The organism is Novosphingobium sp. Sphag1I (assembly GCF_056279125.1).
In genome coordinates, this window is the sequence record NZ_JBWBQS010000011.1 from 19112 (window position 1) to 42381 (window position 23270).

Sequence of the window (23270 nt, forward strand, 5' to 3'; positions counted from 1 at the left end):
TCGCTGGAATTACTGATGACCACTCAAAGTTCGGCTCGTTTCGTCAATGTGGGCGAGCGCACCAATGTCACCGGATCGGCGGCGTTCAAGAAGCTCATTCTGGCCGGTGATTATGCCAAGGCCATCGAGGTTGCCCGCCAGCAGGTGGAAAATGGCGCCCAGATCATCGACGTCAACATGGACGAGGGCCTGCTCGACGCCCATGCGGCGATGACGACCTATTTGAAACTGATTGCCTCGGAACCCGACATCGCCCGCGTGCCGATCATGATCGACAGTTCCAAATGGGACGTGATCGAGGCGGGTCTGAAATGCGTGTCGGGCAAGCCGATCGTCAATTCGATCAGCATGAAGGAGGGCGAGGAGGCTTTCCTTGAACATGCCCGCAAATGCATGGATTACGGTGCGGCCGTGGTGGTCATGGCGTTCGACGAAAAGGGTCAGGCCGACACGCGCGAACGCAAGGTCGAAATCTGCTGCCGCGCCTACAAGCTTTTGACAGGCATCGGTTTCCCGCCCGAAGATATCATCTTTGACCCCAATGTCTTTGCGGTCGCCACCGGCATTGAAGAGCACGACCGTTACGCCCTCGACTTCATCGAAGCGTGCCGCGACATCAAGGCGTCCTGTCCCCATGTCCATATCAGCGGCGGCCTGTCGAACCTGTCTTTCAGCTTTCGCGGCAATGAGATCGTGCGCCGGGCGATGCACAGCGTGTTCCTCTATCACGCCATTCCGGCAGGCATGGACATGGCCATCGTCAATGCGGGGCAAATCGACATCTATGACCAGATCGACCCCGTGCTGCGCGATGCGGTCGAGGATGTGATCCTGATGCGCCCTGTAGAGGGCGAACAGACCGCCACCGAACGCCTGATCACTCTGGCCGAAAGCTATAAGGGACAGGACAAAGCCGCCGAAAAGGCCGCCGAGGAATGGCGCTCCTATGACGTGGTGAAACGCCTTGAGCATGCGCTGGTCAAGGGCATCGACGCCTATATCGTCGAGGACACCGAAGAAGCCCGCCTCCTCCACGCCCGCCCGATCGAGGTGATCGAGGGGCCGCTGATGGCAGGCATGAACCGCGTGGGCGACCTGTTCGGATCGGGCCAGATGTTCCTGCCCCAGGTGGTGAAATCGGCCCGCGTGATGAAAAAGGCCGTGGCCCATCTCATCCCCTTTATCGAGGCGGCCAAGGAAGAAGGCGCCAAGGCCAAGGGCCGGATCATCATGGCCACCGTCAAGGGCGACGTCCACGACATCGGCAAGAACATCGTGGGCGTGGTCCTGCAATGCAACGGCTATGAGGTGATCGACCTTGGCGTGATGGTGCCGTGGAGCAAGATCATCGAGACGGCGCAAAAGGAAGAGGTCGATATCATCGGCCTGTCGGGCCTGATTACGCCTTCTCTGGACGAAATGGTGACAGTGGCCGAGGAAATGCAGCGGGCCGGGATGACGATTCCCCTGCTGATCGGCGGGGCGACCACGTCCAAGGTCCACACCGCGCTGCGCATCGATCCGGCCTATGACGGGCCGGTGGTGCATGTGCTGGACGCCAGCCGCGCGGTGGGCGTGGCCAGCCAGTTGCTGTCCGACACGCAGGCCGAGGGTTTCATTGCGGCCACGGCGGATGAATATGAAGCGGTGCGGATTGCGCGCGCGGGCAAGGGCGGATCGAAATTGCTCTCCATCGCGGACGCGCGCGCCAATGCTTTCGTGATCGACCCTGCGCAAAAGGCCCCGGCGCCTGCCCGGCCCGGCCTGCATCGCTATGACGACTGGAGCCTGACGGATCTGGTCGATTATATCGACTGGACGCCTTTCTTCCGCGCATGGGAATTGGCGGGCACCTATCCGGCGATTCTGGACGACGAGATCGTGGGCGAATCGGCGCGCAGCCTCTTTGCCGATGCGCAGAAAATGCTGGCGCGGATCATCGAGGAAAAGTGGCTGACCGCGCGCGGCGTCTGCGCTTTCTGGCCCGCGCATCGCCAGGGCGATGACATCCTGCTCGACGACGGCACCCGCCTGCCCATGCTGCGCCAGCAATTCATCAAGAGCCGGGGCCGCGCCAATTTCTGCCTGTCCGACTTCATCGACACGGCCGACGACTGGCTGGGCGGTTTTGCCGTGGGCATCCATGGGATCGAGCCGCATCTGGAACGTTTCAAGGCGGACCATGACGATTACAGCGACATTCTCTTGAAGGCTTTGGCCGACCGCTTTGCCGAAGCCTTTGCGGAAGCGCTGCACGCCCATGTCCGCCGTGATCTGTGGGGCTATGCCGCGGGCGAGCAATTGACCAACGAGGCGCTGATCCGCGAGCAATATCGCGGCATCCGCCCCGCCCCCGGCTATCCGGCCTGCCCGGACCATACGTTAAAGCCGATACTGTTCGATCTGCTCAAAGCCACCGAGAATGCCGGGCTGGTGCTGACCGAATCGCAGGCCATGCTGCCGACCGCAGCGGTCAGCGGATTTTACTTCGCGCACCCGGAAAGCCAGTATTTCGGCGTCGCCACCATCGGCGAGGACCAATTGGCCGATTATGCCGAGCGGCGCGGACAGACCATCGAGGACACCCGCCGCTGGCTGCGGCCCAATCTGGATTGATGATGGGGGCGGGGCGTCAAAACCCCGCCTCTATTGTTTGGGCGCGAAATCGGCCAGGTCCGACAGGCGCACAATCGGATCACGCAGGCGCGGATCGGCCATCACCGCCAGAAAATCCGCATGCTCTGGATGCTGGGGCAGGAAAACCGCCCGCGCGGCATATTCGTTCGAACTGAACGTGCCCCAATTCGTCAGGCGCAGGAAATCCATATTGTCCGCCCCAAGCCCCCGCGCCAGATCGACGCAATCGCCCATCTCGCGGTAATTATCCACCTGCACGACAAAGCTGAGGTCGAGGCTCTTGACCTGTCCGGCCGCACGCAAACGCCCGGCAAATTCCAGATTCCGCTCCATCACATCCCATTTCGCGCCGCGCCGCAGCTTTTCATGCGTGGGGCCGGTGGCGGCATCGATGCTGATCCGCAAATGGGCGGTGCGCTCGTGCAGGGCGGGAAAGTTGTCCCATTCCCGCTCGGTCAGCAGCATGGCGTTGGTCATCACCTGAAAGCGCAGATCGGGGAATTCATCGGCCGTCATCCGCTCGATCAACTGGCGGAAATTCTTGCTGGCGAACGGGTCGCCCGATCCGGTCACAATGGCCAGACGCGCATCTTTCAGCATGGGCAGGATCTTTTCCTCCTGCATCCGGGCAAAAGTCTCGCGCTTGGCGCTGTCCGAGGCGATCTTGTGCGAGCGGCAACTCTCGCAATAAAGGTTACAGGTCTGGTCATAGGACAGGTTCACCCGCCCCGGCCCGCGCGCCATTTCGGTCAAGCGCCCTTCGACCACATCGCTCCAAAAGCTGTTCTTCGCCGCCATATCGCCGCGCGTGGGCAAGGTTCCCGATGCGATGCGCGGGCATGCGGTCTTGTTGCAATATCGGTATGAACCGTCCTGAATGCTTTCGCGAATGGCCATGGATGCGGGCGAGTTCCAAACGTCCTGCCACGGCTTTTCGGACAGGTTGCCCGAACTCTGCGTGATCCAGCTGGCGCAGCACAGATGCGTACCGCCATCCAGCACGTCGATCTGTTCAAAGGGCGTGGGGCAGAAACGGTCGGTCAGATCATATTTCGGATTCTCCGGGTCCAACCGCGATTCGATAAAAAACACCGCCCCCTGCACCAGTGCCGACAGACTGTGGCGGGTGGCCAGCCGACTGATCGCATCGCGCGCAGATGGCGGATCGTTGAACACCAAAGCCACCGCCCGCAGCACATCCAGCGCCAGCCGCCCCTTCACATTATTGGCTTGCGAATGATCGAGCCTGTGCCGAAGGCCGGGAAAATGCGTCAGGAATATCGACAGGTCTTCCCAGATTTCGGGATGGTCCAGCCCATCGCACAACCGCCCGACCATCAGATGCAGCACCTCCTCCTCGGTCAGGGGCGCGGGTTCCTGAGCCTCTTCACATTCGATCCGGGTCATGGTGGTCATGGTTGGCCTGCTTTGCTGCTGCCTGCCTGTTCTTGCGGAAATATGGTGAATTTCGGCGAAAGTCCCGGCCCCGCACTATTGCCTAATCCACTTGACCGGCGGGCGCCCCCCGGCAATCCTGCGTCCATGCCTTTATCCGCGCTCCTGCTGGCCGCCGCCATCTCCGCTTCTGGCCCCGCCTCTGGCCCCACCCCTGTGCCCGCAACCGTGGCGGTGCAATTCGACCGCCGCCAAACCCGCGTGGTTCTGGCCGAAGGGGCCGCCGATCGCGTCACGGGCCGCCCCGCAGACGCCCAATCGCCGGTGCGCATCGCCTCGATTTCCAAACTGGTGGTGGCGCTGGGGGTGATGCGGCTGGTGGATTACGGGACGCTCGATCTGGATCGGGACGTGTCGGATTATCTGGGCTGGCCCTTGCGCAATCCGGCCTTTCCCGACGTGCCGATCACGCTGCGCCTGCTGCTCTCGCACCGATCCAGCCTCACTGATGATGCCGGTTATGTCATCCCGCTGGGCGAGAGCCTGCGTGCCCGCCTTGCCGATCCGCGCGCATGGGACAAGGTGCATGGTCCGGGCAGCGATTGGTTCCATTACACCAACCTCAACTTTCCCGTCGTGGCCAGCGTGATGGAAAAGGCAACGGGCGAGCGGTTCGATCATTTGATGCACCGGCTTGTCCTTGCGCCGCTGGGGCTTTCGGCCTGCTACAACTGGTCGCCCTGTTCGGCGCAGGAGGCCGGGCAGGCGGTCGTCCTCTATCGCGCCAATGGCGATGTGGCCAAGGATGACCTGCATGGCGCCTTGCCCGCCTGTCCGGTCGAGGTGACGCCGGGGCACAATTGCGACCTGTCCGCCTATCGGCCGGGCGAGAATGGCGCGCTGTTTTCCCCGCAAGGGGGGCTGCGGATCAACATGATGGATCTGGCGCGGATCGGGCAAATGATGGCGCGGGGCGGCAAGGGTTTCATCAGCGCCCCGGCCTTTGCCGAGATGATCCGCCCGCAATGGCGCTTTGACGGCACCAACGGCCTTGGCGAAAATGGCGAGGGGGACGGGTTCTTCTGCGCCTATGGGCTGGCGGTGCAGACTTTGGCAGAAGGCGGCAAGGGGTGCCGCGATGATTTGTTTGGCGATGGGGTAAAGCGGATCGGCCATGCGGGCGATGCCTATGGGTTGAAATCGGGCCTCTGGATCGATCCGGTGCGGGGCCGGGGCATGGCCTTTTTCACCACAGCGGTCGCCGATGACGCGCCAAAGGGCCGCAGCGCCTTTACCGCGCGCGAAGAAGAAGTGGTCGCACGCGCTTCCGCTTCCCGCCCCGCTCTGCCATAGCGGGGGCGTGAACACGCAAACGCTCAATCCGCTCGACACGCTCCACCGCATTTTCGGTTTTTCCGGGTTTCGCGGGGTGCAACAGGATGTGGTCGAACGCGTTCTGGGGGGCCAATCGACACTGGCCGTGATGCCGACGGGTGCGGGCAAATCGCTGACCTATCAATTGCCTGCGGTGATGATGCCCGGCGTCTGCGTGGTGATTTCGCCGCTGATCGCGCTGATGCACGACCAATTGCGGTCGGCCAGCGCCAATGGCATCCGCGCGGCCAGCCTGACCAGCGCCGACATGGACCGGGGCGCGACGATGGCGGCGCTGCGTGATGGGGCGCTCGACCTGCTCTATGTCGCGCCCGAACGCGCCAGCCAGCCGCATTTCCGGGAATTGCTCGAACAATCGAACATCGGCCTGTTCGCCATTGATGAGGCGCATTGCGTGTCGCAATGGGGCCATGATTTCCGGCCCGATTACCGGCTGCTGCGCCCGTTGATGGATGCTTTTCCCGATGTGCCGCGACTGGCGCTGACGGCGACGGCGGATGCGCATACGCGCGGCGATATTCTGGACCAATTGGGCATTCCGGCCGATGGCCTGATCGTGTCGGGCTTTGACCGGCCCAATATTCAATACCGCATCGCCCCGCGTGACAATCCCCTCTCGCAGATCAAAACACTGATGGCCGAAGTCCCCGGCCCCGGCATCGTCTATGCCGGAACCCGCGCCGGGGTGGAAAAACTGGCCGAGCAATTGGGCGCGACCGGGCGCCGGGTATTGCCCTATCACGCGGGCCTGCCACCGGAAATGCGCGCCGCCAATCAGGCCGCCTTTGTCGCCAGCGAAGACATGGTGATGGTGGCCACCATCGCCTTTGGCATGGGCATCGACAAGCCGGACGTACGCTTTGTCGCCCATGCGGGCCTGCCCAAAAGCATCGAGGCCTATTATCAGGAAACCGGCCGTGCGGGGCGCGATGGCGACCCTTCGGTGGCGCTGATGCTGTGGGGGGCCGAGGATTTCGTCCGCGCCCGCCAGCGCATTGGCGAGGTTGAGCCCGAACGCCAGTCAGGCGAACGCACCCGTCTGGACAGCATGGCCGCCTTGGTCGAAACCGCAGGATGCCGCCGCGCCCTGCTGCGCCGCCATTTCGGCGAGGACGCGCCACCCCATTGCGGCAATTGCGACAATTGCCTGTCCCCGCCCAAGGTGATCGAGGTAACGCAACTGGCGCAAAAGCTGCTCTCGGGCGTCTATCGCACGGGGCAACGTTTCGGGCTGGGCTATGTCAGCCAGGTTCTGACCGGGGCGGACGACGATCTGATCCGCCAACGCGGCCATGATACGCTCTCGGTCCATGGCATTGTTTCGGGCGAAGATGCCGCGCTGCTGCGCCCCCTCGCCCGCGCTTTGCAGGCGCGCGGGTGCCTTGAGGCGACTGAACATGGCGGGCTGCAACTGGCCGGGGATGCGCGCGCGATGTTGCGCGGAGAGATGGCGATGGTCATGGCCCAGCCGCCTGCACGCACCAAATCCGTGCGCCGCGACCGTGGCACCACCCCCAACCCCAGCGGCGATCCCTTGTTCGAGGCCCTGCGCGCTCTACGCCGCGATCTGGCGACCGAGGCGAAGGTTCCGCCCTATGTCATCTTCAACGACGCCACCCTGCGCCAGATGGCCAGCGAGCGGCCCACATCGATGCAGGAAATGGCCCAGATTTCGGGCGTCGGCGCAAAAAAGCTGGATGCCTATGGCGACGCTTTCCTGCGGGTCGTGCGCGAATATGGATGAATTGGCATGGATGAATTAACGGGCGCGCTGCACGAGCATTTCGGCCATAATGATTTCCGCCCCACCCAACGCGCCATTATCGAGCGCATCATGGGGGGCAAGCATACTCTGGCCGTCATGCCCACCGGGGGCGGCAAATCGCTGACCTATCAATTGCCCGCGCTGCTGCTGCCCGGCACGGTCATCGTCATCAGCCCGCTGATCGCCTTGATGCAGGACCAAATGCGCGCCGCCCGCGCCCATGGCCTGCGCGCCGCCACTTTGACCAGCGCGGACGAGGATCAGGGCCGCACCATCGACCTGCTGCGCCGGGGGGCGCTCGACCTGCTCTATGTCGCGCCAGAACGCGCCGCGCGTGAGGACTTCGCCGCGCTGCTGGCCGACATACCCATCGCCCTCTTCGCCGTGGACGAGGCGCATTGCGTGTCCGAATGGGGCCATGATTTCCGCCCCGACTACCGCGCCCTGCTGCCCCTGCTTGACGCCCATCCCGCCCCGCGCCTGTGCCTGACCGCCACGGCGGATGCACATACCGCCGCCGACATTACCACCCATTTCGCCATTCCCGAGGATGGCCGGATCATCGGCGGCTATGACCGGCCCAACATCCATTATGCCGCTGTCCGTCGCAGGGCGACTCTGGGCGACACGCTGGCCCAATTGCGCAAGGTTTTGGCGCAGAACCCCGGCCCCGGCATCATCTATGCCCGCACCCGCGCCGAGGTGGAGCAGACCGCAGATGCGCTGTCGGGCACAGGCCGCCGCGTGCTGCCCTATCACGCGGGCATGCGCCCCGAACAACGCCGCGCCCATCAGCAACGCTTTTTCGACAGCCCCAGCGCGGTGATGGTGGCGACCATCGCCTTTGGCATGGGGGTGGACAAGCCCGACGTGCGCTTCATCGTCCACCTCTCGCCGCCCTTGTCGGTGGAGGCCTATTATCAGGAAACGGGCCGTGCGGGCCGCGATGGAGCGCCCGCGCTGGCCTTGCTGTTGTGGGCGGACAAGGATCTGAAAGGCGGCCTCCACCGCGCCATCGCCAGCGGGAATGAGCGCGGACAGGAAGGACGCTGGCGGGCTATGGAGCGTTTCATCCGCACATGGGGGTGCCGCCGCGCGGTGCTGCTGCGCCATTTCGGGGGGCATCCGCCCCGCACCTGTGGTCATTGCGACCGCTGCGTGCGCTGGCCTTTGCGGATGATGCGTGCCGTTGGGCGGATCTTAACGCGCAGCGCTTAAAGCAGGCGTCCATGAAGCGCCCTCTCCTCCTGCTCGCCGCGCTATGCGCTCCTGCTCTGGCTCATGCTCAGGCTGCCTATCAGCAGACCAGCCCCTATACGGTGGTGGAGACGGGCCAGAAGTTCAACCGGCTTCAGGATGCGCTTTTCGCCATTGGCGACAAGACCGGCACGATCCGCATCGATGCAGGCCGCTGGCGCGATTGCGCGGCCCAGATCGCGGGTGATGTCAAATTCGTCGCCGCCGTGCCGGGCAAGACCATCTTCGACGGACGCCTGTGCGAAGACAAGGCGGCGCTGGTGCTGCGCGGACGTTCGTCGCGCGTCGAGGGGCTGATCTTTGCCAATATGCGCCATCAGGACGGCAATGGTTCGGGCATCCGCCTTGAACATGGCAATCTGACCGTGACGCAAAGCTGGTTTCGCGACAGTGACGAGGGCATCCTTGCCAACAATGACCCGCGCGGCACGATTGCCATTGACCATTCGACCTTCACCCATCTGGGGCGGTGCGACCGGGGCCTGTCCTGCGCGCATTCGGTCTATCTGAATTTCTACGACCGTGTGACAATCACCGGATCGCGGTTCGAAATGGGCGACGGCGGCCATTACATCAAGATCCGCGCCCGCGTGGTCGATATCCGCGACAATGTCATCGACGACACCGGCGGGCGCAATTCAAACTATCTGATCGACCTGCCTGCGGGCAGCACGGGGCGGATTTCCGGCAATTGGATGGTACAGGGGCCGCGAAAGGAAAACCCCGGTACGATCATCGCCCTGTCCGCCGAGAGCCGCGACCACCCCACCGACGGGCTGGTGATCGAGGGCAATACGCTGAAAATGGCGCCCGGCGCGCCGCGTGGCCCGGCCTTTGTACGCGATTGGTCCGGCGGGCGGATTGTGATCGGGGCAAACCAGATCGATCCGGGCGTGGTCCGCTACGCCCGCCCTTAAAGCACCCGCGCCAGAATCAGCACAAAGCCCAAGCCCACCACCGAGATCGCGCTTTCCAGCATCGACCATGTGCGGAACGTGTCGCGCGTGCTGGTGCCCAGATAGGCTTTGACCAGCCAGAAGCCCGGATCATTGACGTGGGAAAAAAACACCGACCCCGCGCCAATCGCCAGAACCAGCAGGCTGGGGTCAACCTGTTGCTGGCCCATCACCCCCGCCATGATGGCCGAGGCGGTGATCGTCGCCACCGTGGCCGAACCCGTCGCCACGCGGATCGCGGCGGCCACCAGCCATGCCATCACCACCGGCCCGACGAAATTGGCCTGTGCCATACGTCCGAACATCGCGGGCAGGCCAATATCAACCAGCACCTGTTTCAGCGCCCCGCCCGCGCCAATGCCCAGCAGAATGCCACCCGCCGGCAACATCGCCTCGCGCCAGATCATATCCTGTAGCCCGCGATCGACCATGCGCGGGCCCAGCAACAGCAACAGCCCCGCCGCATTGGCGATCAACAGCGCGACGACCGGATCGGAAAGCAAGGCGACAACGGGCGAAACCTCGCCCCCGCCCATCCGCATCAAGGCCCCCGCCGCGATCAGCACCACCGGCAGCAGCAGGACGATCAGCGCCCGCCATGCCGGTGTCGCCAACCCGTCATCCGGTTCGATCAGAGGCAGGTTTTCCGTCACCACCCCGCGTGTGGTCAACCGCGCCAGCAGAGGCCCGGCGATCAGCGCCGTGGGAATAGCGGCCAACAGGCCCATCAACATCGTGCGCGCCGGATCGGCGCCAAGCTCTCGCACCGCGATCAGCGGCCCCGGATGCGGCGGCATCAGCGCATGCAGAACCGACAGGCCCGCCAAGGTCGAGAGCATGACCTTAAGCCGAAGCGACCCGCTTTGCGCCTTGTCCGCCATGCCCGCAGCAATAATCGGCAGCAGCAGCACCGTGCCGGTTTCGAAAAACAACGGCATGCCGATCAACAGCGCCGCCACCATCCCGCCCAGGCTGGCATAGCGATCCCCGGTGCGGTCCAGCACCGATTTGGCCAGCGCCCGCGCCCCGCCCGAAATCTGCAACATCGCGCCAAGGCCCAGCCCCAGCGCGACCACCATGCCGGTGCCGCGCAGGATATCGCCAAAGCCCTTTTCAATCGTCTGGGCCAATTTTTCGGGCGGCAATTGCGCGGCAAGGCCCGTGACAAAGGCCCCCGTCAACAAGCCGATAAACGGATGCAGCCCCAGCCGCGCAATCAGCAGGATCGCCAGAGCGATCCCGCCGATGCTGATCCCCAGCAGCCAGATGTCAGCCGCGAGCATCGCCGGGATTAAAGACCGGCGCCCATCTTGAACAGCGGCTTTTCGCTGTCATTGGGCACGGCCGGGTCCTGCTTTTCCACCGCCGCCATGCTGGAGGGCAGTTCGAAAGGCAGATGGCCCTTGGCCTTGGCACGGCCCAGCACGACGTCGAGGACGGCGGCATCGCTGGCGCCGAAATTGGCGAGGATCGCGTCGGCCTTGTCCACGACATTGCTCAGGATCGCGGGACGGTCGAGGAAGATCGCAAAGACCACCGGCTTGCCCGCCGCCTTGACGGATTTCAGCGCGTCATAGGCCGCATCGCCGTCGCGGAAGTCCAGACTGCCTTCCTTTTGACGCCCGCCAAAGAAATGGTTGGGATGGAGCATTTCGGACGGACTTTCGGCGCGGACCACGGCGAAATCGGCCTGCGCCGGATCGGACACCACGGTCAGGCCAGCCGCCTGCGCCGCCTTGGGTTCGACGCCGAACAGCCAGACCTTCTTGCCCGCGGGCGCCACCGGCAACAGACCCTTGTTGGTGAGCAGCACCTGCGCCTCGCGCTGGGTCTGTTCGGCAAGGGCGTGGTTGGCGGGATTGGCAATCATGCGCGCGGCGGCTGCCGGATCGACATAGGGATCGTCAAACAGGCCCTGCTTGAACTTGGCCACCAGAATGCGGCGCACCGATTCATCGAGGCGGGCGGTGGTGATCATCCCCTTCTTCAGCGCGGAGAGCAGCGGGGCCACATCCTGCGTGCCGCCGAACTGGTCAATGCCCGCCTTGATGCCCAAGGCATAGCGCTGTTCGACGGTCAGGTCATTGACGCCCCATGCGGTGGAGATGTCCTGCGGGCGCTGGGGGTTTTCGGCGGTCGGGTTGCTGCAGCGTTCATTGCAATCCACCGTGATCGCCCAGTCGGACAGGATGATGCCCTTGTAACCCAATTTGTTGCGCAGCAGATCGGTCAGCAAAACCTTGCTGTACCCCGCACCATAGGGTTCCAGATCCTTGCCCAAAGGCTTGGGTCCGGTGATGATCGGATAGGTCGGCATGATACCCGCCGAACCCGCCGCCAGCGCGCCCTTGAAGGCGGCAATATGCATGTCGAGCTGCGCGGTGGTCAGCTTGGCGATGCGGCCATAATAATTGTGGCTGTCAAACCCTTCCGGCAATGCGCCATAGCCGACCCAGTGCTTGACCACGGTCATCACACCATTACGGGCCAGACCGTTGGGGGCGCCCTGAAAGCCTTGCACATAGGCCCCGCCCAGCACGCTGGACAATTGCGGATCGGCGCCGAACGTGCCGGTGATGCGGCTCCAGCGCGGCTCGCTGGCCAGATCGACCTGCGGGCTCAAGGCTTCCTGAATGCCGACGGCGCGATATTCCATGCGGGCGATTTCGCCAAAACGCTTGACGCGGGCCACATCGCCCAGCGCGCCAAGGCCCAGCAGTTCGGGCCATTGCGTCACGCCGGTCGCGCTTTCACCCGCGCCCAGAACGTGGTGGAAATGGTTGCGCGGGTCCGCGCTGATGGTGACGGGAATGCCAAGGCGGGTGCTCTCGGCCAGCGCCTGCACCGCGTTCGATTGTTCGGCCATCGCGGCCGGGGCCAGCGGCAGGCGGGTGATGAAACTGGAAATATGCTTTTCGCGCAGCATGGGCGCGGCGGCCTCAAGGTCATAGCCCTTATCCGACCGCCCGATCGCACCGCCGAGCCCGGGCAAAGTGCCATGCAGCATCTGGCCCGCCTTTTCCTCAACGCTCATGCGGCGCAGCAAATCGGCCGCGCGCAATTCGGGGGACAGGCGCCAGTCTTCGTAAGGGGTCAGTTTGCCGTCGCCATCAAGATCGCGGAAACGCAGGCCCTTGACGGTGATGATCGCTTTGCTGCGGCTTTCAACCACAGGCTGTTTGGTGGCAGGCCCCTTGGGCGCGGCCGACAGGGCCGCCATGGGAACCGCCAGCGCAAGGAGAGATGACATCATGAGGGTTTTGCGCAGCATAAGACATTCTCTCCTTATCGTTCAGACATAAAGGTGGCCGAACCGCCATAAAGGCAGCCCGGCCACAGGTCAGGGTTAGGTTACTATCAGAACTTGAAGCCGGCGCGAACGCCGTACATCAGAGGGTCCGAAACCTGGAGCGTACCGTTCACGCCCGCGCCAACGGCGGTGACGAGCAGGTTGTTTTCCAGGTTCTTGCCATAGGCCTGAACGTAATAGGTCTTGTTCGGCGAATTATAGGTCACGTTGACTTCGGTCTGCGTATAGGACGGCTGAACGAAGCGGCTGTAGATCGAGAGCGCCAGCATGTTATAGCTGCTCGAATACTTCGAACGCACACCGGCGATGATTTCGCCGCCATTGGCCAACGGCACCGTGTGGGTATAGCCAACCGTCAGCGTGGTGGTGGGCGAACGGTCCAGACGGGTGTTGGCCAGGTTCAGCGTCGGATAGGTTGCGGCATTGGGATAGAACGTGCCGTAACGCGCATCGAGCAGCGAGAGCTGAACGTCGAGCTTGCCGTTCTTGACGATGTTATAGACAGCCTCAGCTTCGATACCATCCACCTTGGCCGAAGCGGCGTTGGTGGTCTGGGTGCACTGGGTGCCGCCGGCGCAGAACGGACCGACCTGGGTCAGCTGCAGGTTGTTGTAGTTATAGTGGAAGGCCGAGAAGTTCAGGCGCAGCTTGTTGTCGAACAGACGAGCCTTTGCACCGATTTCATAGGCGGTCAGCGTTTCGGGCTGATAGTACAGCGTGCTGGCGGGCAAGGTACAACCAACCGCCGTGCCGGCTTCGCAACCGTCGTTGAAACCACCAGCCTTGTAACCGGTCGAAACCGTACCGAACAGCATGGTGGCCGCGTTCAGGTTGTAATCCACGCCGACCTTCCAGGTGGCCTTTTCATACTGACGCTTGGCAATGTTGGGGGTGACGATGTCGCCCGTGGTGTTGCAGGCCGAGGTATAGGCGCACTGAACAGTGGCGCCGGTACGGGCCTTTTCATCCTTGGTGTAACGCGCGCCAGCCGTGATGTGCAGCTTTTCGGTGGGCGAGTAGGTCACCTGACCAAAACCGGCCACCGACGAGGACATCACATAGTGCTGGGGGAAGCCGAACACAAAGCCGGTCTGGTTGGGCGTGAAGCGCAGGCCGGTCGCACCATTGGTACGGTCATAGATGAACAGCTGAATGTCAGCGCGTTCCTTGAAGTAGTAAATACCGGCCTGAGCGCGCACCGGACCCGTGCCATTGGTCGACAGGCGCAGTTCCTGGCTGTTCTGCCAGTACCAGCCGTCGAACTTGTTGGGGGCCATGCCGCCAATGTTGACCGCATTCACCGGGCCATAATAGCTGTAATTGCCTTCGTGGCGCTTGAATTCGCGATACGAACCCAGATAGTTCAGGGTCACCGCACCAAAGTCATACTTGAAGTCCACATCAAGGCCATAGGCGGCATTGTTGCGGCGCAGGTCGTTGGCCGCGCTGACTTTGGGCAGACCATCGGCGGTCGGCGCGTTGAGCGTCAGCAGCTGGGCGTTCGACTTGCCGTTGGCGGTATAGACCGGCATGACGGTGTTGGTGGTGTAGCCCGAATAGAAGTTGCTGGTGGGCAAAGCGTTCGAGGTGATGCCGCGCATTTCATTATAGTCACCGCGAACCAGCAGTTCACCACCATCAAACTTCAACAGCGCCTGCAGGCGGCCCGAGATATTGTCCTTGAAGGGCGAGAGGTTCAGACCCGACAGGTTCGCACCAGCCTTCAGGAAGCTGTCGCGGTGGTCAAAGTTGAACGCGCCGCGCACGGCCAGGTTTTCGGTGACCGGAACGTTGATCGCGCCGCCGACCTGGGTGTTGTTATAGTTACCATAGGCAACGTCAAGGTTGCCCTTGATCTTGTCAAAGGTCGGGCGGTTGGTGATCAGGTTGACCGCGCCGGCCGTCGTATTGCGGCCATAGAGCGTGCCCTGCGGACCACGCAGAACTTCGACGCGGCTGATGTCGTAGAAGCTGGTTTCCTGGGCCTGCTGGCGGGCGATATAGACGCCATCCATCATGAAGGCGGCCGAGGGATCACCCTTTTCGGTGCCGTCCGAGCTGGTCACGCCGCGGATGGTGATCTGCAGACCGTTGTTACGGTTGATCATCACGCTGGGGACCTGGTCGCCCAGATTGGTCGGGTTGGTGATGCCCGCGGTGCGCAGCGCGTCGCCCGAAACCGCGGTCAGCGCGATCGGGGTCTTGGACGCGAGCGTTTCAAAACGCGTGGCGGTCACGATGATGTCGCCATCGGGGCTGACGCGGGTTTCCTGCGCCATGGCGGGGCTGGCAACGGCCATAGCTAGCACCGAGGCGCCCAGAATACGTGAAAACTTCATATTGCCTATCCCTCTCCTGTTTAAGCAATTTACATAGCTGCCCCGCCGCAGATCATGCGGCGCGGGGGTCAGCGGCCATCGAATGAAAACGTTATCAGATTGGCAACAGCTTACTGGGTATTGCCCCTTACCGCTCGACCGGAATCAATGCAGGCAAGGCTTGGTATCGTTTTCAAAATTTCGGGAAATAAATGCGGCAAAAAGCCGCAAACCCCTTTCAATCCTCTCCATTCATGCCGGGCCAGTTTCGGTGGCTCCACGCTTCTTGTGCATTACCGTTTAGCGGCAACATCTATTAGGTGCAAGTCAGTCCTGTGCACCCGATGAGCGACGAATGATCAACTGATGCGGCAATACAACACTTTGCTCTGTAAGGGGCTTGTTGTGCAGCATGGAATCGATCATCCGCATCGCCGTTTCACCCAGCCCGCTGGTCGGCTGACGAATAGTGGTCAAGGGCGGCGAGGCAAAAGCGCCAAAGCGCAGGTCGTCAAAACCAACGATGGCAATATCTTGCGGCACGTTCAGGCCCGCTTCGTGAATCGCCTGCTGCGCACCAATGGCCATTTCGTCATTGGCACAAAACACCGCATCGGGCCGTGATTCCAATGCCAACAGACGCAGCATGGCCGCATGACCCGATTCGATGGAAAAATCACCATCCACAATCCAGCCCGGCTCCGGACTGAACCCGGCCTCAACCATCGCGGCATGATAACCGCGCAGTCGATCCGCGCTGAGCGTATTGATCATCGGCCCGGTGATGGTGGCAATCTTCCTGCGCCCCACTTCGATCAAATGCTGCACCGCCAGATGGGCCGCCGCGACATTGTCGATCACCACATGCGGACAATTCAACCCCGCATAGCTTTCACACGCCAGCACCAGCGGCATCGGCAAAGGCTTGCCCGCCTTGACCGTGGCGCGCACCACCGAAGGCAGCAGCGAGCCGAGCAAAATCAGCCCGTCCGCCACCCGCGACGTGACCATTTCGGCATAATAATCAAGACGCTCCTGCTTGCCCTGTGTCTCGCCGATCAAGACCCGGTATCCCAGCTCATGCGCAACATTCTCGATGCTTTGCACGATTTCGGAAAAGAACGGGTTGGCGATTGCGGGCACGATCACAATGATCGCCTCGTGCCGTGGCCGACGCAATTGCTGGGCAATTGCGTTGGGCACGTATTTCATTTCCTCGATGGCCTGATTGACCGCATCGCGCTTGGCCGGACGCACTGTTTCCGGCTCTCGCAACGTGCGCGAAACCGTGGCCACCGAGACGCCTGCACGCTTGGCAATATCGCGAATGGTGACCACGCTTTGCTTTAACTCCCCCGTCAGATCGTGCCCGCTTTCAGGAATTCCGAAGCATGATAGGCCGCCCGCGCCGACATGGCCATATAGGTCAGCGAGGGGTTCTGGCAACCGCTGGAGGTCATGGCCGCGCCGTCCGTGATGAACAGGTTGGGCACGTCATGGGTCTGGTTATACTTGTTCAGCACGCTGGTCTTGGGATCATGCCCCATGCGCGCGGTGCCCATTTCGTGAATGCCAAGGCCCGGAGGGTGCAGCTTGCTGCTTTCGCGGATGATGCGACCACCCGCGGCCGTGACCATCGCCTTGGCATCTTCCAGCATGACGCGGCCCAGTTCCTTGTCATTGGCGCCATGTTCGCAATGGATGTTGAGCAGCGGCAGGCCCCATTCATCCTTCTTGGTCGCATGCAGCGTGACGCGGTTTTCCGGGTTGGGCAACATTTCGCCAAAGCCCGACAGGCCCACCATCCATTCGCCGGGATGACGGATGCGGTTCTTCAGTTCCACACCTACGCCCGGTGCGCTCATGGCGACGCCGTGCCATCCCTGACGCATCACGCGGCCCTGGAAACCATAACCGCGCAGGTAAGGCTCACTCTGGCCGTCCAGATTGCGATAGCGCGGGATGTAGATGCCGTTGGGACGGCGGCCACGGTGGAAGGTTTCCGGGCCGGACATCAAGGCCATCACCGCGGGACCGTAAACATGGTCCATCAGATTGCGGCCGACCTGATCCGAACTGTTGGCCAGACCGCGCGGGTTGGCCTCATTGCCCGATTGCAGCAGGATCTGCGCGCTGCCGATGGTCGAGGCGCACAGGAAGATGACCTTGGCTTCGTAGGTCGTCGCCTTTTTGGTGTTCTGATCGATCACGCGGACGCCCGTGGCCTTGCCGGTCTTGGGGTCGGTGATGATCGAATGCACGATGGCGTCGGTCACCAGCGTCATATTGCCGGTCCGCTGGGCCGCGGGCAACGACGAGGACAGGCTGGAATGATAGGCGCCAAACGAGCAGCCGCGTTCGCACAGCGAGCGATACTGGCAAGGGTTACGGCCCAGTTCGATGTGGTGCGGCTGGGGCTGGGTCAGGTGGGCGCAGCGGCCCATGATGACCTTGCGGCCCGCGAAATTCTTCTCAACCGCCGCCTTGAACAGCTTTTCACCATCCGTCATCGGCGTGACGGGCAGGAACTTGCCGTCGGGCAGTTGAGGCAGGCCTTCGTTTTCGCCCGAAACGCCGATGAAGGTTTCCACCTTGTCATACCACGGCGCAAGGTCGGCATAACGGATCGGCCAGTCGACGCCATGCCCGTCGCGGGCATTCTGGCTCAGGTCCATTTCCGAATAGCGATAGGTCTGACGCCCCCACATGATCGAGCGGCCACCCAGATGATAGCCGCGAATCCAGCTGAAGGGCTTGTTTTCGGGGGTTTCATAGGGGTGCTGGCTGTCCTTGACCCAATATTGCTGGGTCGCGGTGTTGACGGCATAGCACTGACGCTGGATCGGATAATCCTTGGCCAGAACTTCCTCGGGCACGCCGCCGCCATTGGGCAGATCCCACGGCTGCATCCAGTCATTGTAGGACGCGCCGTGTTCAATCTTGCGGCCACGCTCCAGAACCAGCGTTTTGAGGCCCCGTTCGCACAATTCCTTGGCGGCAATCCCGCCGCTCATACCAGAGCCGATTACAATGGCGTCGAACATCTTACTCTCCCAGAATCTCTTATCAGCCGACGTTATGCCCGGCCCATGCGCGCGTATCCTTGGTCAGCGGGATCGAAGGCTCCCACGCGCCGGGGATATGTTCATAGCGCAATTCCTGCGTCGCGCCCGGTTCGCTCATGTAATAGGCGGTGACCAGCAGGTCCTTGAGCTTGTAATAGTCGGGGTTGCCGGCAAAATTTTCCGCATCATAAGCCGACAGGAACGTCTTGCGCGCAGCAGGCGTCAGCAATGCGAAAGGCTTGCCCGTCTTGGCGCGGGCGGCGGTGTCGATGGCTTTGAGCGCAGCAAGATGCGCGGCGCGATGCGCAGGGTTGGCCCAGTCGCGCAGCAAGGCGTCAATCGTGGCGGGCACCTTGACCTGAACCGCGCCGGGCGTGTCGGTGCGCGGGATCAGCGTGTCGCAAACCGCGACCAGCAGAGCCGTGGTGGGAGCATCCAGAAGAGGAGGCTTTTTTGCTGCAGCAGCAAGAGCTTCGCCGGACAGCGCGCTCAATCCGATGAGCGCAGCAAGACCTTCAAGCATGTGGCGGCGATCGAGTTCGATCATCCTCATCTTCTCCTCTTCCCGAAATTTGATTCTTGACCGATGCCGCTTCGTTCTGGCAACGTTTACAAAAATATGGGACAGAGGACGAGGCCTTGTCAACAACCACTTCATCGCAGACCCGAAAAATAAGCCTTTTCATCATGATGGCCTTGCAATTGGCCATCTGGGGGGCTTGGGCGCCGAAATTGTTCCCTTACATGGGCATGCTCGGTTTTTCCGCAGGACAACAGGCACTTGTCGGCTCGTGCTGGGGCATTGCCTCGGTCGTGGGCATCTTCTTTTCGAATCAGTTTGCCGACCGCAACTTCTCGGCTGAACGCTTTTTGGCGGCCAGCCACCTGATCGGCGGCCTGTGCATGATGGGCGCAGCATTCTCGACCCAGTTCCTGCCCTTCTTCGCCTTTTATCTGGCCTACAGCCTGCTTTACGTCCCCACCCTGTCGGTGACCAACACGATCGCCTTTGCCAACCTGAAGGAAGGCAAGGATTTCGGCACGGTCCGCGCGGGCGGCACCGTAGGCTGGGTGATGGCGTCATGGCCCTTCGTGTTCATTCTGGGCGCGCATTCGGGGCCGGAAGAAGTGCGCTCGATCTTCATCGTTTCGGGCGTGATCTCACTGGTGCTGGCGGCCTTTTCGCTCACCCTGCCCCACACGCCGCCGAAAAAGGGCGGGGATGATGTCGATGCTCTGGCATGGCGCCGCGCCATCGGCCTGCTGAAAAAGCCGTTTGTGGCGGTGCTGTTCTTCGTCACCTTCATCGATTCGGTCGTGCATAATGGCTATTTCGTGATGGCGGACTCGTTCCTAACCAATCGCGTCGGGATTGCGGGCAACCTGTCGATGGTCGTCCTCTCACTGGGCCAGATCGCCGAAGTACTGACCATGCTGGTGCTGGGCACGGTGCTGGGCAAGCTGGGCTGGCGCAAGACGATGATCGTGGGCATTTTGGGCCATGCGGCGCGTTTCCTCGCCTTCTCTTTCCTGTCGGACAGCATTCCGGCCATTGTTGCGGTGCAATTGCTGCACGGCATCTGCTACGCCTTCTTCTTCGCCACGGTTTACATCTTCGTGGACGAAGCCTTTCCCAAAGACGTGCGTTCCAGCGCACAGGGCCTGTTCAACCTGCTGATCCTTGGCATCGGCAATATGGTGGCCAGCTATTTCTTCCCCAACCTTGTCGCCAAGCTGACGGGGGCCGATGGCGTGGTGGATTACCGCACGCTGTTCCTTGTTCCTGCCGGTCTTGCCACGCTTGGCGCGCTTGTACTGGCCTTTGCTTTTCACCCGCCCACGGCCGCACCGGTCGGAGCTTCGGAGGACGCCTGATGACCATCAATATCAATCGCCGTGGCCTGTTGGCCGCCATGGGCGCGAGTGGCCTTGCCGCTGCCGTACCCGCCTTTGGCGCACCGCGCACGCCGCTCTTCAAGCGTATCAACAAGCCGCTTGGCGTTCAGCTCTATGCTCTGGGTGAAGCCGCGCAAAAGGACATGGCGGGCACGCTCAAGCGTCTGGCGGCCATTGGCTATACCGATTTCGAACTCCCCGGCCTCTATGGCCGCAACCCCAAGGATCTGCGCGCCGACGCCGATGCGGCGGGTGTGCGCTTTGGCTGCATCCACATGGGCATGCCCCAGCGTCTTCCCCCCGGCTCGCTGACGCTGATGAGCAGCCCGCAGCAAATCGCGGACGCTCTGGGTACGCTGGGCATTCACAAGGCGGTGCTGCCCATGCCGCTGCTGCCCGATGATTTCGTGATGCCCACCAACGGCAATGTCCGCGAAGCCCTGGTCAAGGCGGTCGATGCAGGCGGTCTGGACATGTGGAAGCGTCTGGCCGGTGTGCTCAATGAACGCGCCGCCGCGCTCAAGCCCTATGGCATCGAGATGGGCTATCACAACCACAACATGGAATTCCGTCCGCAGGGCGGCACCACGGGCTGGAACGTCCTGCTGGGCGAACTGGACCCCAAGCTGGTGTTCCTCGAACTCGATCTGGGTTGGGCCGCGGCCGGCGGTCTGGACCCGGCGGCTGAAATCCGCCGGTTGAAGGGCCGGATCAAGATGGTCCACCTCAAAGACATCAAGTCCTCGACCAAGACCAATTATGCCTTGGCGCAGGATCCGGCCGAAGTGGGCCTTGGCATGCTCAACTGGCACAAGATCCTGCCGGCCTGCGTCGATTCGGGCGTTGAACATTTCTATGTCGAACAGGAAGCGCCCTTCACGCGCGACCGCTTTGAATCGATGAAGATCAGCCACGATTATCTGGCCAAATTCGTGGCGTAATGGGTTGGGCCATCGCCGGGCCTGATGGCTGGCCCGGCGATGGCTACGCTTGACAGTTTTATAAGGTCATGGATAAATCAGAACGTAAATTCTGATTTATGACAGGGCATAGCCCCTGTCTCCAAGGGAGAGTGAAATGCGCCGCTTGCGGATGGGAATGATTGGCGGTGGTCCGGGGGCATTTATCGGTCCGGTGCATCGTATTGCGGCGGAAATGGACCGCGAGATTGAACTGGTGGCGGGGGCCTTCAGTTCCAGCGCGGAAAAGTCGCGGGCGGCGGGGGAAGCGTACCGGATCGACCCGGCCCGCGCCTATGCCGACATCGCCACCATGCTGGCCGAGGAAGCCAAGCGTTCGGACCCGATTGATTTTGTGGCGATCACCACGCCCAACCACATGCACCTGCCCGCGGCCAAGGCCGCGCTGGAGGCTGGCTTTGCCGTGATCTGCGACAAGCCCGCGACAACCACGCTGGCGCAGGCGCATGAACTGGCCGAGATCGTTGAAAAGGCGGGCAAGCCCTTTGCCCTGACCTATACCTATTCGGGCTATCCTTTGGTGCGTGAAGCCCGCGCGCGCATTGCCGCCGGCGTGCTTGGCCCGATCCGCAAGGTGGTGGTCGAATATCCGCAGGGCTGGCTGGCCAAACCCGACACCGGCAAGCAGGCCGAATGGCGTGGCGATCCGGCACGGTCCGGCGTTGGTGGTTGCGTTGCCGATATTGGCGTCCATGCCTTCCATCTGGCCGAATTCGTGACGGGTTTGCAGGTGACCGAAATCCTTGCCGATCTGGGCACGGTGGTTCCGGGCCGCCGCGTCGATGACGATTGCCAGATCCTGCTGCGTTTCGCCAATGGCGCACGCGGCGCCTTGCTGGCCAGCCAGATTTCGGTGGGCGAACGCAACGGCCTTTGCCTGCGCATCTATGGCGAAAAGGCGGGCCTGCGCTGGCGTCAGGAAGATCCCAACATGCTCTGGATCTTTCACGATGACGGCCACAGCGAAGTGGTACAGGCAGGTGATCCCAGCCTCGGCCCTGATGCGCTGCGCGCCACGCGCACGCCCGGCGGCCATCCGGAAGGCTATCTCGAAGCCTTCGCCAATCTTTATCGCGATTTCGCACGCCAGATCCGCGGCGAGGAAGGCTCGCTGGTCCCCGGCATCGCCGATGGCCTGCGCGGCATGGCGCTGATCGAACAGGCCGTTGCGCTGTCCAAGGCGGGCGCGGGCTGGACCCCATTCACGGTTTAAGGAACCGACACATGAAGACCATCAAAGGCCCCGGCATCTTCCTCGCGCAATTCGCGAGCGATGCCGCGCCGTTCAACTCGCTGCCCGCGATCGCCGATTACATGGCGGGGCTGGGTTACAAGGGCATCCAGATTCCGTCATGGGACAGACGCCTGTTCGATCTGGCCAAGGCGGCGGAAAGCCAGACCTATTGCGACGATATCAAGGGGATGCTGGCCGACAAGGGGCTGGAAATCACCGAGTTGTCGACCCATCTTCAGGGGCAATTGGTTGCGGTGCATCCGGCCTATGACGCGCAATTCGACGGCTTTGCCGCGCCGCATGTGCGCGGCAATCCCGCCGCGCGTCAGGCGTGGGCGGTCGAACAATTGCATTTTGCCGCCAAGGCTTCGCAGCGTCTGGGCCTGACCACGCACGCCTCGTTCCCCGGCGCGCTGGCATGGCCCTATGTCTACCCCTGGCCCCAGCGTCCTGCAGGGCTTGTCGAGGATGCGTTCGACGAACTGGCCCGCCGGTGGAAACCGATTTTGGACGTGTTTGATGAAAACGGCGTCGATATCGGCTTTGAACTGCATCCGGGCGAAGACCTGCACGATGGCGTGACGTTTGAGATGTTCCTTGAACGCGTGGACAACCACCCGCGCGCCAACATCCTGTACGACCCGTCGCATTTCGTGCTGCAATGTCTGGATTATGTTCAGTTCATCGACATTTACCACGAACGCATCAAGTGCTTCCACGTAAAGGACGCCGAATTCCGCCCGTCGGGCCGCAGCGGCGTCTATGGCGGCTATCAGAGCTGGGTCAACCGTCCGGGCCGTTTCCGCAGCCTTGGCGATGGTCAGGTCGATTTCGGCCAGATCTTCAGCAAGATGGCCCAGTATGACTATGCCGGCTGGGCCGTGCTGGAATGGGAATGTGCGCTCAAACACCCCGAAGTGGGCGCGGCCGAAGGCGCCCCCTTCATCGCCAAGCATATCATTCCGGTCACCGAGCATGCTTTTGATGACTTCGCCGATTCGGGTTCGGATCGCGCATTGAACAAGAAGATCATGGGGTTCTGATACCCCATTCCAAGGCGGC

16 protein-coding genes are annotated in these 23270 nt (G+C 62.3%); 9 read left to right on the forward strand and 7 right to left on the reverse strand.

The features are described 5' to 3' along the window. Positions 1-15: 15 nt before the first annotated feature. Positions 16-2616, forward strand: coding sequence for a methionine synthase (gene metH / locus ACZ9HU_RS13765; protein ID WP_476105763.1), 2601 nt, complete (start codon positions 16-18; stop codon positions 2614-2616). 30 nt (positions 2617-2646) lie between these two features. Here the strand turns inward: metH and ACZ9HU_RS13770 are convergent, their stop codons facing one another. Continuing rightward, complete coding sequence (locus tag ACZ9HU_RS13770; RefSeq protein ID WP_476105765.1) at positions 2647-4053, reverse strand: radical SAM/SPASM domain-containing protein; 1407 nt, start codon at positions 4051-4053, stop codon at positions 2647-2649. 126 nt (positions 4054-4179) lie between these two features. Between ACZ9HU_RS13770 and ACZ9HU_RS13775 the strand changes: the two genes are divergently transcribed. Genes ACZ9HU_RS13775 through ACZ9HU_RS13790 form a run of 4 tightly spaced genes read left to right on the forward strand, consistent with a single transcriptional unit; the run spans position 4180 to position 9366 of the window. Continuing rightward, positions 4180-5385 carry a serine hydrolase domain-containing protein gene (locus ACZ9HU_RS13775; RefSeq protein WP_476105768.1) on the forward strand — a complete coding sequence of 402 codons (1206 nt, stop codon included), beginning with the start codon at positions 4180-4182 and terminating at the stop codon, positions 5383-5385. After that, the gene (gene recQ, locus ACZ9HU_RS13780; RefSeq protein ID WP_476105769.1) at positions 5297-7171 is read left to right on the forward strand and encodes a DNA helicase RecQ; all 1875 of its coding nucleotides are present in this window, start codon (positions 5297-5299) and stop codon (positions 7169-7171) included. The genes ACZ9HU_RS13775 and recQ overlap by 89 nt, the downstream gene beginning before the upstream one ends. Positions 7172-7177: 6 nt before the next feature. Next, positions 7178-8410, forward strand: a complete 1233-nt coding sequence (locus tag ACZ9HU_RS13785) for a RecQ family ATP-dependent DNA helicase (RefSeq protein ID WP_476105771.1) — start codon at positions 7178-7180, stop codon at positions 8408-8410. An 11-nt stretch (positions 8411-8421) separates the two neighbouring features. Continuing rightward, on the forward strand, positions 8422-9366 hold the full coding sequence (locus ACZ9HU_RS13790; RefSeq protein WP_476105774.1) for a right-handed parallel beta-helix repeat-containing protein: 945 nt from the start codon (positions 8422-8424) through the stop codon (positions 9364-9366). Here the strand turns inward: ACZ9HU_RS13790 and ACZ9HU_RS13795 are convergent. The 6 genes from ACZ9HU_RS13795 to ACZ9HU_RS13820 all read right to left on the reverse strand — a co-directional run bounded on the left by ACZ9HU_RS13795 (position 9363) and on the right by ACZ9HU_RS13820 (position 18645). After that, positions 9363-10688: a GntP family permease gene (locus ACZ9HU_RS13795; protein WP_476105776.1), complete on the reverse strand. Its 1326-nt coding sequence runs from the start codon at positions 10686-10688 to the stop codon at positions 9363-9365. The genes ACZ9HU_RS13790 and ACZ9HU_RS13795 overlap by 4 nt on opposite strands. Before the next feature lie 8 nt (positions 10689-10696). Further along, the gene (locus ACZ9HU_RS13800; RefSeq protein WP_476105778.1) at positions 10697-12676 is read right to left on the reverse strand and encodes a glycoside hydrolase family 3 protein; all 1980 of its coding nucleotides are present in this window, start codon (positions 12674-12676) and stop codon (positions 10697-10699) included. 86 nt (positions 12677-12762) lie between these two features. Next, positions 12763-15054 carry a TonB-dependent receptor gene (locus tag ACZ9HU_RS13805; RefSeq protein WP_476105781.1) on the reverse strand — a complete coding sequence of 764 codons (2292 nt, stop codon included), beginning with the start codon at positions 15052-15054 and terminating at the stop codon, positions 12763-12765. Positions 15055-15360: 306 nt separating this feature from the next. After that, a complete protein-coding gene (locus tag ACZ9HU_RS13810; protein WP_476105783.1) occupies positions 15361-16371 on the reverse strand; it encodes a LacI family DNA-binding transcriptional regulator in 1011 nt (336 codons plus the stop codon). Positions 16372-16391: 20 nt separating this feature from the next. Then, complete coding sequence (locus ACZ9HU_RS13815) at positions 16392-18077, reverse strand: GMC family oxidoreductase (protein WP_476105785.1); 1686 nt, start codon at positions 18075-18077, stop codon at positions 16392-16394. A 22-nt stretch (positions 18078-18099) separates the two neighbouring features. Continuing rightward, entirely contained in the window at positions 18100-18645 is a 546-nt protein-coding gene (locus tag ACZ9HU_RS13820; protein ID WP_476105787.1) for a gluconate 2-dehydrogenase subunit 3 family protein, read from the reverse strand. Between the two features lie 92 nt (positions 18646-18737). On the opposite strand from ACZ9HU_RS13820, the gene ACZ9HU_RS13825 reads away from it, so the two are divergent. The 4 genes from ACZ9HU_RS13825 (at position 18738) to ACZ9HU_RS13840 (ending at position 23251) form a co-directional block, all read left to right on the forward strand. Further along, positions 18738-19973, forward strand: coding sequence for an MFS transporter (locus tag ACZ9HU_RS13825; protein ID WP_476105790.1), 1236 nt, complete (start codon positions 18738-18740; stop codon positions 19971-19973). Continuing rightward, positions 19973-20935, forward strand: coding sequence for a sugar phosphate isomerase/epimerase family protein (locus tag ACZ9HU_RS13830; protein ID WP_476105792.1), 963 nt, complete (start codon positions 19973-19975; stop codon positions 20933-20935). The genes ACZ9HU_RS13825 and ACZ9HU_RS13830 overlap by 1 nt, the downstream gene beginning before the upstream one ends. A gap of 136 nt (positions 20936-21071) precedes the next feature. Further along, a complete protein-coding gene (locus ACZ9HU_RS13835) occupies positions 21072-22187 on the forward strand; it encodes a Gfo/Idh/MocA family protein (protein WP_476105794.1) in 1116 nt (371 codons plus the stop codon). Between the two features lie 11 nt (positions 22188-22198). Beyond that, the gene (locus tag ACZ9HU_RS13840; RefSeq protein WP_476105796.1) at positions 22199-23251 is read left to right on the forward strand and encodes a sugar phosphate isomerase/epimerase family protein; all 1053 of its coding nucleotides are present in this window, start codon (positions 22199-22201) and stop codon (positions 23249-23251) included. The last annotated feature ends 19 nt before the right edge of the window (positions 23252-23270 follow it).

What these genes read in the sequence shown, in the direction of transcription:
- ACZ9HU_RS13770 (WP_476105765.1), bottom strand. Translation starts at nt 4,053, where the DNA reads ATGACCACCATGACCCGGATCGAATGTGAAGAGGCTCAGGAACCCGCG.
- ACZ9HU_RS13790 (WP_476105774.1), top strand. Translation starts at nt 8,422, where the DNA reads ATGAAGCGCCCTCTCCTCCTGCTCGCCGCGCTATGCGCTCCTGCTCTG.
- ACZ9HU_RS13820 (WP_476105787.1), bottom strand. Translation starts at nt 18,645, where the DNA reads ATGATCGAACTCGATCGCCGCCACATGCTTGAAGGTCTTGCTGCGCTC.
- ACZ9HU_RS13785 (WP_476105771.1), top strand. Translation starts at nt 7,178, where the DNA reads ATGGATGAATTAACGGGCGCGCTGCACGAGCATTTCGGCCATAATGAT.
- ACZ9HU_RS13800 (WP_476105778.1), bottom strand. Translation starts at nt 12,676, where the DNA reads ATGCTGCGCAAAACCCTCATGATGTCATCTCTCCTTGCGCTGGCGGTT.
- recQ (WP_476105769.1), top strand. Translation starts at nt 5,297, where the DNA reads ATGACGCGCCAAAGGGCCGCAGCGCCTTTACCGCGCGCGAAGAAGAAG.
- ACZ9HU_RS13840 (WP_476105796.1), top strand. Translation starts at nt 22,199, where the DNA reads ATGAAGACCATCAAAGGCCCCGGCATCTTCCTCGCGCAATTCGCGAGC.
- ACZ9HU_RS13815 (WP_476105785.1), bottom strand. Translation starts at nt 18,077, where the DNA reads ATGTTCGACGCCATTGTAATCGGCTCTGGTATGAGCGGCGGGATTGCC.
- ACZ9HU_RS13795 (WP_476105776.1), bottom strand. Translation starts at nt 10,688, where the DNA reads ATGCTCGCGGCTGACATCTGGCTGCTGGGGATCAGCATCGGCGGGATC.
- ACZ9HU_RS13830 (WP_476105792.1), top strand. Translation starts at nt 19,973, where the DNA reads ATGACCATCAATATCAATCGCCGTGGCCTGTTGGCCGCCATGGGCGCG.
- ACZ9HU_RS13775 (WP_476105768.1), top strand. Translation starts at nt 4,180, where the DNA reads ATGCCTTTATCCGCGCTCCTGCTGGCCGCCGCCATCTCCGCTTCTGGC.
- ACZ9HU_RS13835 (WP_476105794.1), top strand. Translation starts at nt 21,072, where the DNA reads ATGCGCCGCTTGCGGATGGGAATGATTGGCGGTGGTCCGGGGGCATTT.
- metH (WP_476105763.1), top strand. Translation starts at nt 16, where the DNA reads ATGACCACTCAAAGTTCGGCTCGTTTCGTCAATGTGGGCGAGCGCACC.
- ACZ9HU_RS13805 (WP_476105781.1), bottom strand. Translation starts at nt 15,054, where the DNA reads ATGAAGTTTTCACGTATTCTGGGCGCCTCGGTGCTAGCTATGGCCGTT.